Here is a 12,102-nt window from a genome sequence, read left to right on the forward strand (position 1 = left end):
CTTATAACCTTAGCTTCACACGCCAATTACTTCGAAATATCCAAAAAGCCCTCTCCGAATACGTCCCGTACGTCATGAATGGTGATAAATGCTGCTGTATCGATAGCTTTTACAATCTTTTTAAGCGCCGACACCTCTTGTTTGCTAATGACGATATATAGGACCTCTTTTGGATTTTTGGTGTAATATCCGTGGCCTGACAGGACGGTAACTCCACGGTCCATCTGCGTAATGACCATCTCAGCAATTTTGTCTTGATGCTCCGAAATAATCATGACCGCTTTTTTCGGATTCAATCCTTCAATCATGAAATCCATAACTTTCGTACCGACGTACAAAATAACGATAGTTAGCATTAATTTTTCCGGGCCAATAATAAAGTAGGAAGAGAAGGCGACAATCAGATCAAAAAATAACAAGGCATAGCTGATATTCCAATCCAGATACTTGTTAGCAATCCGGGCTAAAATGACTGTTCCTGCCGTTGTACCACCGACTCGTACAATTAAGCCAATGCCAACCCCTACCAAAACTCCGGCAAATACGGCATTAATCGTTGGCTCATGCGAATCAATCCGCCAGTTGACTGTTAAATGTAAAAACAGCGAGTTAAAAGCGACCGCAATTATAGTATACAGAGTCGTTCTCTTGTCCAAAAATTTATATCCGACAATCAGCAGCAAGCCATTAATGACCAGATTGACGATCGAGGGAGACCACTGAAACAGGTAGTACAAGATGATCGTGACCCCTGTAACGCCCCCCTCGCCAAATTCATTCGGGATCACATACAGATTAACAGCCAGCGCGAAAAAAAACGCACCCAGAATAATAAATACGATATCTGCAATACTTTTTTTCATATATGCTCTAATCCTCTCTCTAACATTTCAACGGATGAATTGCCAGATGGATTGGCTGACTCTTCTTGCCAAAATACGCTGACAACCAGTTCATGGTATCCACTACCCAACATAAAGTCAATACAACTTTGACACTTTAATTCGCCACCAGACTGCCTTAGTCCAACCTTAGAATTCCGCAAAATTCCGCTAATACAAGGTTATTCGACAAAAAAACACAATCCCGACTACTAAACTGAGAAAACGGGCCTCTAGCCCTTGTTTAGGCCCTAGGCACATTTTCCCCTAAAATGACCATCCTCCTAATACACATTTTGGACACATACGACCATCTTCCTGTTTTATGTCAAAAGCGTTTTACTTTGGATAAATGCGGGTATAATGATTGAAACATTACCAAGCAACCTACACGGCATTACGACATCAAGTACATATACATAGTCCTATACAGACGTCCTAAGCAACTCAATCTGAATTTGACAAAATGGAATTGGAGGAATGACCACATGAATACAATGAACTTAACTGTCCACACCCTGATGCCTTTTCACCACCAATACCAACGTGCCAACGCGGTGAGTATGCAGAAGAAAGAAGACAGCTCGGAGAAGAAGCTCAGCTTTCAGGACATTTTGAATGAAAAAATGGGTAAAAAATAAAGCTCCGTTAATCCGGTAGCATGATCCCGCTTTACATAAGCTGAAAAGCCGTAGTTTTCTACATCGACTGTAGAGAACCACGGCTTTTTGTTACTCACGCGTTTCTAAACCTTGCTCATACGTTTATGGAAATAAACCTCTGACGAGCTTAACTGTACTTTTCGTTGAGGCTTCCCAGTTGATTGACTTTTGTATCGCTACCGATTTTTACTGCCCAGCTTCCCGATACTGCTCTGCCTTCTCTCGCATCCCGGCGGCAACGGCTTCCTCAGTATTCAGTCCCTTATCGGCCGCATAGGCACGAATGTCCTGCGTGATACGCATACTGCAAAACTTGGGACCGCACATCGAGCAAAAGTGGGCTTCCTTGGCCCCCTCTGCTGGTAGCGTTTCATCATGGTAGGACAATGCCCGCTCAGGGTCAAGCGAGAGATTGAACTGATCGCGCCAGCGGAATTCAAAACGCGCCTTGGACAAAGCATCGTCCCGCTGCTGTGCCCGCGGATGACCCTTCGCCAGATCGGCAGCATGTGCGGCAATTTTGTAGGTAATAACTCCTTCGCGGACATCATCCTTGTTCGGCAGACCCAAGTGCTCCTTCGGCGTAACGTAGCACAGCATGGACGTCCCGAACCAACCGATCATGGCTGCCCCGATAGCTGAGGTAATATGATCATATCCTGGTGCGATATCCGTCGTCAGCGGCCCTAAAGTATAAAAGGGGGCTTCCTTACAAATCTCCATTTGTAAATCCACATTCTCCTTGATTTTGTGCATAGGGACATGTCCTGGCCCTTCAATCATGACCTGGACATCATGCTTCCATGCAATTTGCGTGAGCTCGCCCAACGTCTCCAACTCTGCAAATTGTGCTTCATCATTCGCATCATAGATACTCCCTGGACGCAGACCATCCCCGAGAGAAAAGGCCACATCGTAGGCTTTCATAATTTCACAGATTTCTTCAAAATGCGTATACAAAAAATTCTCCTGATGGTGTGCAAGGCACCAGGCTGCCATGATCGACCCACCCCGGGATACAATTCCCGTCATTCTATTCGCCGTCATCGGTATATATCGCAGCAATACACCCGCATGGATCGTAAAATAGTCCACTCCCTGCTCCGCCTGCTCAATCAGCGTGTCTCGATACAGCTCCCACGTCAGCTTCTCAGCTTCGCCGTTCACCTTTTCCAGTGCCTGATATAGCGGCACCGTTCCAATCGGTACGGGAGAATTCCTGATGATCCATTCGCGCGTCGTATGGATATTACGGCCTGTGGACAGGTCCATGACGGTGTCTGAGCCCCAGCGTACAGCCCAGGCCATCTTCTCCACTTCCTCCTCGATGGAGGACGTAACCGCGGAATTTCCAATGTTTGCATTGATCTTTACGTGAAATTGGCGCCCAATGACCATGGGTTCGCTTTCCGGGTGATTGATATTTGAAGGTAAAATAGCTCGTCCAGCCGCCAGCTCCAGTCGTACAAACTCGGGCTCTACGCCTTCGCGGATCGCCGCAAATTCCATTTCAGGCGTAATGATCCCTTGCCGCGCATAGTGCATTTGCGTCACAGTACGCCCTTGCGAAGCCCGTAGCGGACGGTTGGTCACGCCGGGAAATTCCACTGTCTCCCGTTTGGAACCAGGCTTCAGCCCGTTGTCCTCCGGCTTGACGGCGCGGCCCTCATAAGCCTCCACATCTCCCCGTTCCAGTGCCCAAGCTCGCCGTAATGGTGGCAATCCCTGACGGATGTCGACCTGGTAGGCTTCGTCCGTCATCGGACCGCTGGTATCATACACACGCAGTGGCTCATGATGCTCGGTTCCCTGCGGCGTATGTGTGGGTTGCAGCGCGATTTCACGCTCTGGCACGGCAATGTCTGGCCGAGAACCTTGAATATACACCTTACGGCTCCCCGGAAAGGGCTTTAGCCCACTGGCTTGCTCGGCTTTGGCCTTCTCTCCCTCTACTTCTATTATTCCCGCTAATCCTGCATCTGCTGATTTCACTCCTGTTTCTTTTGTTCCTTTTGTTTCTGTCGGTTTCATGATCCATTCCTCCCGTATCGTTGAAATGACACACCGATCCGGAACCATTCCCAGGGTGGCGCTGATCTATGCAAAAAAGCCGGTTCCCTAGGGAACCGGCTAATCAAACGAGACAGCTATCCAAACCGATCGCACGTGGAATAATCATATTCCAATGCGCGGCCGTAGACAGCAGCTGCGTATACATTTCAATGGCCGATTACTTCCCTACGCTGGTATGATCCAGATCAGGTGCAAAGGGTCCGGAATCTTGCCTGATTCCATCTCAGCCCGCATTACAGGCTCCCCCAGTAACTGTGATACTTTCTATTCACATGAATTGGCGGCTATAACAGACATCCCGCCATCTCTATCAGACTACTTTAAATTTATAGCTTTGGCAACCCTTGTATGATTTCCTTTTGTATTGATTACTGTCACGGAAGCATAAGCCCCATTTCCTTGGCTGCTTCGATCAAAATCGGTGCAAACTCATGCAGCGTCTCGGGCGCAAGTCGACTGACCGGGCCGGATACAGATAAAGCCGCCGTGACCTGTCCCTTTCGGTTCACAATAGGCGCGGCCACAGCCGCAGCTCCTGGCTCACGTTCTTCATAGCTGGTCGCATAGCCCTTCTCACGAATGTCCTGCAGCTGGGCTTTATAAACCTCCGGGTCTACCGAAGGTGGCCATTCTTCACTGCTTAGCAATACCTCCAGCTCCTGCGGTGGCATAAAGGCCGCCAGCACCTTGCTGGAGGCTCCCACAGCCAGCGGCATACGCGCACCCACAGGCGCAACCCTGCGGATCGCCTGATTGCTCTGCACGGCTTGTATGCGAATACGCATGCTTCCATCCCGCAGGTACAAGCTGACTGTCTCCCCTAAGCGATCACGCAATCCTTCCATTGCAGGCTGTAACAACACCGCCGGCTCATCGCTTTGGGACAGATGCGTGGACAGCTCCCATATGCGAAAACCAAGCCTATATTTTTCCGTTTCGGCATTCCGAACGACAAATCCCCGATCCTCCAGCGTAGTCAAAAGACGATGAACAGTGCTTTTATGTAGACCAATTTGGGAGGCAATCTCCGTTAGACCAAGATCAGATTCTGCGGTAAAACACAGCAGTATATCAAGTGCACGCTCTACAGCGCGGACGGTTAATTTACGGTCTTCCATCGTGAACCGCTCCTCTTGTATCCATATTCGTTTCACACTATGAAACATGGTTACATAAATTATATAGAATAGTCGCGGCTACTGTAAACCGATGTTTTTGTGACAACCATATTACAGAACAAGAACAAACATCGACAATTCTTTGCATCATTTTTACTTTTCCGGTTCAGGCGTTGACTTTGGATAATAGCCATCATACGATAATAGGTATCTATACGGACATACCCTACTATTTTCAAGTGGAATTATACCTAAATTTTATGATTCGAAGATCAATTTTATATAAGGAGGCTCTTACATGATTTCGACATCCCAGCGCAACGCTCAGCTACAGACCGCTGTTCAGGAGCCGTCCACCCCACTCTTTAATCCCCGTATGCTGCGGTTCAAGCACGTTGTGATTGCTCTGCTGCTGTCGGTCGTATTTTTTCTGTTGTTTTGCTTTATTGCCTTGCATGCTTACATCGCCTGGGTGCTTACGAATCCCACCGTCGCACCCTTGTACTCTAATCCGATGCAGGCCAAAGGCATGCCTTATGAAGATGTCAGCTTCCCAGCGAAGGATGGCAGCCGCATCGTACAAGGCTGGTATATCCCGGCGGATCAATCGCGGAAAACCATTATTTTCAGTCATGGTTACGGGGCTAATCGCGAAGAAAGCTGGATTCCTATGTATGATCTGGCGCATTATGCCCACAGTCTGAACTTTAATGTGGTCATGTTTGATTATGGATTCGCGTCACAAAACAGCAAGGCCGTCGCAACCGGAGGTAAGGCGGAATCCCAGCAGCTTCTTGGAGCGATTCAGCTTGCGAAGCAACGCGGCTCGTCGGAAATTATCGTATGGGGCTTTTCTATGGGAGCAGGAACCGCTCTTCAGGCGGGCTTGCAAACCAAGGATGTGGACGCAATGATTTTGGACAGTACCTTCCTGCTGGAGCCAGATACACTGTACCATAACATTCACAATCAAATTAATCTGCCCAGACATCCATCTTTGGAAATTTTGGAGTTGCTGTTTCCAGTCTTAAACGGCACCAGCTTGCATCAGATTCCATATCAAGAGGTTAAAAAGGAGAACTATCCGTTTCCAATCATGTTTGTGCATGGTACACAGGATGAAAAGGCTCCTTACCCCATTGCGGAAAAGCTTGCTGCCAATCAAACCAACCCGCTTTCCAGTGTATGGATTGTCAAAAACGGGATACATGAGCTTATTTTCAGAGAGCATCCCCGTGAATATTTGCGACGGGTATCGACATTTCTAAGCAGTGTGCAGGAGCTGGAGGACAAGAAAACCACTGCTGCTGCCCATAAACAAACGACTACGAAGTAAGAAATTATTTTCAAAACAAGTAATCATCGTCTTAAAGAAGCCTGCCTATGGACACTTAACCCGTGCCGTAGACGGGCTTCTTTTTTTATTTTCCATGAGTAATTATTGTTCTGCGCAACAGGTATAACCTGATGAAGGAAGTTCATAGACATATTCACGGTGAGACGGCGAATATACTGGGTACATATGCATCCAGGACAGATCTGCTAGATCTGCCGGATAGCCATAGCGGGATACGGGAGGTAAAAACGAATGCTGAGTACTTATGGGTCTTTCCTGCCCTTACGTGTGCTGGAGGAAATTCGTCATTGGAAGCAGCAGGAAAGTTGGCACGTGGAAGTAATTAAATCTGCTACTGAAGGGCTAGAGCCTGCTTATGTGCGGCTGCTGGATGATTGGCGAACCGTATTTGAACAAACGGAACGCACCGCCATCGAGCTGCTCGAAGAGCAACGGAGTGCGCTTGATCCGGCAGAACAGGCATGGCAGCATCAATGGAAAAAAGAGTCGTCTGTTCCTCAAGCACATACACACCAGCTGGATGAATCATCAGCACATTCAAGGGGATCAGACGCATCAGCGACTGGAGAGAAATCGTTGTCTGAATCAGGCTTGAATTCACAGCCTGCCTCACAGGAATTAAATCGTCGATTGGACGATTTGCTGCAAACCGCGAACCGTCAATCACAAGAATATGTACGGCAGCTAGGTTTGCTGACTGAACACAGTCATGCATTGCGTCAACAGCCAAAATCCGCCGGAGTTGTAATACACGCAGCACATGAAAGTCAATATTTCCTGATCTCAACCACTCCCTTTCAAGAGCCCGGCTCCATCGCGCGAGCCGCTGGGCTGTATCATGTAGCGGCAGAGGGTAAGGATTACCCAGAACAAGCGTTTCGAGAGCGGCATGCCGGCATGAGAGGAGAAGGTTCTGGGGCCACTAAAGGCGTCCAGTCCGGCCAGGCGCAACCTTCGCCAGCAGAAAAGTCCTTAATTGGTCGCCCGGTCCCTATTGGCGGACATCGGCTCCCTCCGCTTCCTTACCCTTATAATGCGCTTGAACCGTACATTGATGAAAAAACGATGCGTATTCACCATGACAAGCATCATTTGAGCTATGTGAATGATCTGAATAAAGCGGAAAAGAAACTGGAAGAAGCCCGAAAAACAGGTGATTTTGACCTCGTAAAGCATTGGGAACGTGAACTGGCATTTAACGGTGCAGGTCATTATCTGCATACTCTTTTTTGGACGATCATGAGCCCTCAAGGCGGTGGAAATCCAAGCGGACCGCTGGCTGAACAGATTAAAAAGGATTTTGGCAGCTACGATGCCTTCAAAAAGCAATTTAGTTCAGCAGCCGAAAAGGTCGAAGGCGGCGGCTGGGCCATTCTGGTGTGGAGTCCGCGCGCCGGGCGGCTTGAAATTTTGCAGGCCGAAAAGCACCAGAACCTGACTCAATGGGAGTCTATTCCGCTGCTGGCGATCGATGTGTGGGAACACGCATATTACTTAAAGCATCAGGCTGAACGCAATAAATACATCGAAGATTGGTGGCATGTCGTCAACTGGCCTGAAGTGGAAGCGCGCTACGCTCAAGCCTCCAAGCTGAGATGGCAACCATTCTAAGCTAAAACAAATTATACCTGCAAATCGTATCGCTCTCTGAGCGCTTCTATTTGTCCAGTCAATTCTTCCGGTTGCACCAGCGAGCCATTGGCAGGCAAAATGGCCGCCCGACTCTCGACTACACGGCGTAACGATGCTGTGTACGCCTCGACAGACGGCACTCCGGCCAGCTCTGCCAGGCTGCCCATCGTTGCCGGATTAACCCGTGGATAATCCGGCTGCTGCACGCCTGCCGGTGTATCCCCGGCTGCCTCCCGATAAAACTGCTGCACCGCCTGTGCGCGCTCTGCTCCGTGGCCCTCAATCATCACAAAGGCCGTGATGATATACGCCTTGGCTTGACGCCGCTGCGCAATGCCGCAAAACTTGCGTCCTCGGACACTCACATCGTAATCCCCGGGACAGAAGGACCCGATGATTTCTCCAGTCTGCGCCTCGGCAGACCACGGGGCCAGCGCATCGGCAATCAGCCCTGCCATGAGCCGAAAATCCTCATGCAGGCTGATGGCCCGCTGCGGATTCGGTAGGATTAAGGACAGGTTCAGTACCCCTCTGTCCAGCATGACGGCTGCTCCGCCTGAAGGACGCACGCATACCGACGTTCCTGAACTACGCACTCGCTCCATCGCCTGTGGAGCGTTGGGAAGCCTGCGGTCCCGGTGACCAATCACAAGCGCTGCCGGATGCCGCCATACATGCAAAATGGGCGCAGCTCCTTTCCCTACTTGCCGACAAGCCAGCTCCTCCCAAGCCAGCGGAAACAATACGTCTTCCTGAGTAGTCATCAGTGGCGCTTCCAACCATTGCAACTCAGGCAATGCTGTTGTTATTTCTGTTGAGCTATGTATATGGTCCATACGTTATCCCCTATCTTAAAAATAACTGTTATCCATAGGCTAATCGTAATTTTCAAGGCAGCATGCTGCTATTTTTTTATTACATCTTCTTCACAGTAGCTATCCCATTGTCACTATTACCGATGTTAACAAAAAAAGGCGGCTACGCCTATGCGTAAACCACCCTTTTTTTATCACTAACCATTGCATTCTGTTCAATTATTCCTTGATCAGGGACAAGAACTCTGCGCGTTGTGCTGCATTATCACGGAACGTACCGCGTACGGCAGACGTTACCGTTTTGCTGCCAGGCTTTTTGACACCTCTGGCACACATGCACAAGTGTTCGCCTTCCACGACCACCATAACTCCGTGAGCGGAGACCGCTTCATTTAAAATATCAGCGATCTGCGATGTAATACGCTCCTGTACCTGCAATCGGCGGGTCACCGCCTCCACCAAACGGGCTAGCTTGCTTAGTCCTACAATTTTACCGCTGGGTACATAGCCGATATGCACTTTTCCGAAGAAAGGAGCCATATGGTGTTCACACTGACTGTAGTAGACAATATCCTTCACGATTACAAGCTCCTCGTGATTCTCGTCAAATGTCACACCCAGCGCATCTCGTGGATCAACCTCATAACCCGCAAATATTTCCTCATACATGCGCGCAACGCGTGCTGGTGTTTCCAACAAACCTTCACGCTTGGGGTCCTCACCGATCAGTTTTAAAATCTGCTCCACATGGTACTCGATTTTATCCCGGTTATCCGCAGCTTTGCGGTTAATATAATCTTTTACGCCAGCCACAGTAATCCTCCTCTATGCAGCAACCTCATGCGGCATCCGTGCTCACGTTGCTCATTATTTCCGACGGCCCTGATTTTTACGCGCACCAGGCTGATTTTTGGAGAACTGTTGGTTCTTCATCATCTGCTGGGCTTTTTGCATCTGTTTCCCATTCAGGTTGTAGCCCATCTGTTTGGCCATTTTTTGCAGCGTTTCAGGGTCGTTCTGCATCTTTTCAAGCTGTTTGCGAAGATAATAAGCACCGATGAAAAATCCCCCGACCAAGCCAACAATCAGGGTAATAATCGGAATGACAATATTCCACACCACGAAGTCGTCACCTCTGTATATTTATATGAGACATCTTGAATTACACGAACCTATCATAGCAAAACATGGGACAGCTAGCAAATTACTTTTTGCAAACATATGTCCTTATTCCTTCTCCAAATCCAGCAGCTTCATTTTGACTGGCAAGCCTCCGGCATAGCCAACCAAACTACCGTTTGCACCCGATACACGGTGGCATGGAAACAGGATAGGCAATGGATTTTTGTTATTGGCTTCGCCGACAGCACGTATCGCCTTGGCTCGTCCAATCGATTCTGCAATATCTTGATAGGACACACTTTGTCCGTACGGAATATTTTGCAGTGCGCGCCATACCTGCTCTTGAAAAGGAGTGCCTCTCAAATCATAGGCTATACTGAATTCCCGTCGTTCTCCCGCAAAATATTCACGCAGTTGTTCTGCAGCTTCGCGCAGCTTTTCCGGCTCCTGTACATAGACATATTCCCCGACCCATGTCCGGGCCCATTGCTGAAGCAATGCTTCCTTCGCATAAAAAGAGCCATAGTCAATTCGGCATAGCCCTCGATCCGTAGCACACAGCGTCAGAGTGCCCACAGGCGTCTCCATTTCGTCATAATAAATCTTAGTTGGACCCTGTGAATCCTCCGTCTTTAATTCAGCAGAAGTTTGCTGCTCTGCCTGCTCTTGTTCCACTAGCTTGGAATGCGCCTGCGCGATCATTTCGCGTACTTGCTCATGTTGTTCCTTCTCTGATGCTTGCTTGATCGCTGTCATAGCGTTTTCCCCTCCTATTCGACTCAAAGCCCACGCCGCCGTGCCTCGCAGCTCGGGACGCGGATCATCCAATAAAACCTCCGTCAATTTGGGCACCGCGCTAACATCCTTGAAATTGCCAAGACCAATAACTGCATTGCGTTGAATCGGCTTCTTCCCCCGCCAAGCCGCTGCACTTTGACCAAAGCGGTCTTTAAATTCACGATTGCTCAAATCCAGTAATGGCAGCAGCAATGGCTTTACAATCTCAGGATCGGGTGTAAGCTCAGGATGGTGATCCCAGTTAAGGCCTCGATTTTTGGGACATACGATTTGGCACGTATCACATCCATACAGCCGATTCCCTATTTTTAGCATAAACTCCTCGTCCAAAAAGCCCTTGGTTTGCGTCAAAAAGGACACACACCGCTGGGCATTCAGCTGTCCCGGACCTACAAGCGCACCGGTAGGACATGCATCCAAACATTTGGTGCACTCTCCGCAACCATCCGTAACCGGTTCATCGGGCTGGAAGGGAATGTTCGTCAACAGCTCCCCGAGATAAATCCATGACCCCAGTGTCGGTGAAATCATCATCGTATTTTTGCCGCTAAAGCCAATTCCTGCCCGCTCTGCAACAGCCCGATCCGACAATTCTCCGGTATCCACCATGCTTTTCAACAAGGCATCAGGGACTCGCTCACTTATAAAAGCCTCTAGCTTTTCCATCGCTTCGCGCAGTACCAGATGATAATCCTTGCCCCAGGCAGAACGTGCCAAAATACCACGGTACTTGCCCTTGTCCGACTTCGGTGGGTCCTTCATTTTGGAAGGATACGCCACCGCTATGGCAATCAGTGAGGCAGGCTGCGAGCCATACAGCTCCGGATAGATACGCTTATCGATATCAGGCTCCTCAAAGCCGGATTCATAGCCTTTAGCACGGTGCTCTTCCAATATAGCTTTTAGAGACAGAAAGGGGTCGGCGGATGCGAACCCGATGGAGTCAATCCCCAGCCCTGGAGCTGCCTCAATAATTTCCTGCTTGAGCGAAGCCCAAGTCGAAGCCGTTCCAGTCGCCGTCCGAGTTAGTTCGCGTTGCATCCGATACTCACCTCTCTTTCACATTCTTCATTACAAATATGAGGACGATGTATCATTCTCATATATTCAAATTTCAACAGAAAATAGCAGCAGATGCTACCGTAAATTTTTAACAGCACTTGTCGCCAGAAAATCACAGCGATTATTCAGTTCGTTGTCACTGTGGCCCTTCACCTTCACATATTCAACCTCATGCTTACCCATTAGTTCCCATAGTTCTTCCCAAAGTTCCTTGTTCTCCACCGGCTGATTTTTACTGTTGCGCCAGCCATTACGGAGCCAATTCTTAATCCAGCCTTGTTTGAAGCAATTGACGACATAGGCAGAATCACTGTGTACTTTTACACGGCACGGCTCCTTGAGCAGCTTCAGCGCTTCAATCACCGACTTGATCTCCATGCGGTTGTTTGTCGTCATCTTTTCGGCACCCGACAGCTCCTTACGATGCTCTCCATACAGCAAAACAATCCCCCAGCCCCCTGGGCCCGGGTTCCCCGAACAAGCACCGTCGGTATAAACCATCACTTCTTTCATCGTTCTCTTCCTTTCCTGATTGGGAATCGCTGATCCGTTATAACCCTGATCGGTTTGTGCGTGTTCCCC

Annotated in this window: 11 protein-coding genes and 1 riboswitch; of the genes, 3 read left to right on the forward strand and 8 right to left on the reverse strand. The window is 49.0% G+C overall.

Annotated features, from left to right (window positions below; translation table 11 throughout):
* Positions 1-26: 26 nt before the first annotated feature.
* Complete coding sequence (locus tag G7035_RS04695; RefSeq protein WP_013369422.1) at positions 27-863, reverse strand: YitT family protein; 837 nt, start codon at positions 861-863, stop codon at positions 27-29.
* 506 nt (positions 864-1,369) lie between these two features.
* On the opposite strand from G7035_RS04695, the gene G7035_RS04700 reads away from it, so the two are divergent.
* Positions 1,370-1,522, forward strand: coding sequence for a hypothetical protein (locus tag G7035_RS04700; RefSeq protein ID WP_010348453.1), 153 nt, complete (start codon positions 1,370-1,372; stop codon positions 1,520-1,522).
* Between the two features lie 207 nt (positions 1,523-1,729).
* Here the strand turns inward: G7035_RS04700 and thiC are convergent, their stop codons facing one another.
* Positions 1,730-3,574 (reverse strand): phosphomethylpyrimidine synthase ThiC, encoded by a 1,845-nt coding sequence (gene thiC, locus G7035_RS04705; protein ID WP_019686142.1) that lies wholly within the window; start codon positions 3,572-3,574, stop codon positions 1,730-1,732.
* Positions 3,575-3,761: 187 nt separating this feature from the next.
* A riboswitch (TPP riboswitch) is annotated at positions 3,762-3,873 on the reverse strand.
* Positions 3,874-3,990: 117 nt separating this feature from the next.
* Positions 3,991-4,734, reverse strand: coding sequence for an IclR family transcriptional regulator (locus G7035_RS04710; protein ID WP_016819332.1), 744 nt, complete (start codon positions 4,732-4,734; stop codon positions 3,991-3,993).
* Positions 4,735-5,032: 298 nt separating this feature from the next.
* Between G7035_RS04710 and G7035_RS04715 the strand changes: the two genes are divergently transcribed.
* Positions 5,033-6,070, forward strand: a complete 1,038-nt coding sequence (locus G7035_RS04715) for an alpha/beta hydrolase (protein ID WP_017428436.1) — start codon at positions 5,033-5,035, stop codon at positions 6,068-6,070.
* 252 nt (positions 6,071-6,322) lie between these two features.
* The gene (locus tag G7035_RS04720; RefSeq protein WP_019686141.1) at positions 6,323-7,702 is read left to right on the forward strand and encodes a Fe-Mn family superoxide dismutase; all 1,380 of its coding nucleotides are present in this window, start codon (positions 6,323-6,325) and stop codon (positions 7,700-7,702) included.
* An 11-nt stretch (positions 7,703-7,713) separates the two neighbouring features.
* Here the strand turns inward: G7035_RS04720 and G7035_RS04725 are convergent, their stop codons facing one another.
* From G7035_RS04725 to rnhA, 5 genes are all read right to left on the reverse strand, one after another.
* Positions 7,714-8,559: a lipoate--protein ligase family protein gene (locus tag G7035_RS04725; RefSeq protein WP_019686140.1), complete on the reverse strand. Its 846-nt coding sequence runs from the start codon at positions 8,557-8,559 to the stop codon at positions 7,714-7,716.
* 198 nt (positions 8,560-8,757) lie between these two features.
* Positions 8,758-9,351, reverse strand: a complete 594-nt coding sequence (gene folE / locus G7035_RS04730) for a GTP cyclohydrolase I FolE (RefSeq protein WP_013369415.1) — start codon at positions 9,349-9,351, stop codon at positions 8,758-8,760.
* Positions 9,352-9,405: 54 nt separating this feature from the next.
* Positions 9,406-9,660 carry a YneF family protein gene (locus G7035_RS04735; RefSeq protein WP_013369414.1) on the reverse strand — a complete coding sequence of 85 codons (255 nt, stop codon included), beginning with the start codon at positions 9,658-9,660 and terminating at the stop codon, positions 9,406-9,408.
* Between the two features lie 105 nt (positions 9,661-9,765).
* Positions 9,766-11,499 (reverse strand): tRNA epoxyqueuosine(34) reductase QueG, encoded by a 1,734-nt coding sequence (gene queG / locus G7035_RS04740; protein ID WP_019686139.1) that lies wholly within the window; start codon positions 11,497-11,499, stop codon positions 9,766-9,768.
* Positions 11,500-11,595: 96 nt separating this feature from the next.
* Positions 11,596-12,033, reverse strand: a complete 438-nt coding sequence (gene rnhA / locus G7035_RS04745; RefSeq protein ID WP_019686138.1) for a ribonuclease HI — start codon at positions 12,031-12,033, stop codon at positions 11,596-11,598.
* Between the last annotated feature and the right edge of the window lie 69 nt (positions 12,034-12,102).

Origin of the sequence: Paenibacillus polymyxa (assembly GCF_015710975.1) — a bacterium.
Classification (GTDB): domain Bacteria; phylum Bacillota; class Bacilli; order Paenibacillales; family Paenibacillaceae; genus Paenibacillus; species Paenibacillus polymyxa.

Excerpts from the sequence above, each read along its gene's own strand:
- thiC (WP_019686142.1), bottom strand. The coding sequence starts at position 3,574 with ATGAAACCGACAGAAACAAAAGGAACAAAAGAAACAGGAGTGAAATCA.
- queG (WP_019686139.1), bottom strand. The coding sequence starts at position 11,499 with ATGCAACGCGAACTAACTCGGACGGCGACTGGAACGGCTTCGACTTGG.
- G7035_RS04695 (WP_013369422.1), bottom strand. The coding sequence starts at position 863 with ATGAAAAAAAGTATTGCAGATATCGTATTTATTATTCTGGGTGCGTTT.
- G7035_RS04700 (WP_010348453.1), top strand. The coding sequence starts at position 1,370 with ATGAATACAATGAACTTAACTGTCCACACCCTGATGCCTTTTCACCAC.
- rnhA (WP_019686138.1), bottom strand. The coding sequence starts at position 12,033 with ATGAAAGAAGTGATGGTTTATACCGACGGTGCTTGTTCGGGGAACCCG.
- G7035_RS04710 (WP_016819332.1), bottom strand. The coding sequence starts at position 4,734 with ATGGAAGACCGTAAATTAACCGTCCGCGCTGTAGAGCGTGCACTTGAT.
- G7035_RS04720 (WP_019686141.1), top strand. The coding sequence starts at position 6,323 with ATGCTGAGTACTTATGGGTCTTTCCTGCCCTTACGTGTGCTGGAGGAA.
- G7035_RS04725 (WP_019686140.1), bottom strand. The coding sequence starts at position 8,559 with ATGGACCATATACATAGCTCAACAGAAATAACAACAGCATTGCCTGAG.
- G7035_RS04715 (WP_017428436.1), top strand. The coding sequence starts at position 5,033 with ATGATTTCGACATCCCAGCGCAACGCTCAGCTACAGACCGCTGTTCAG.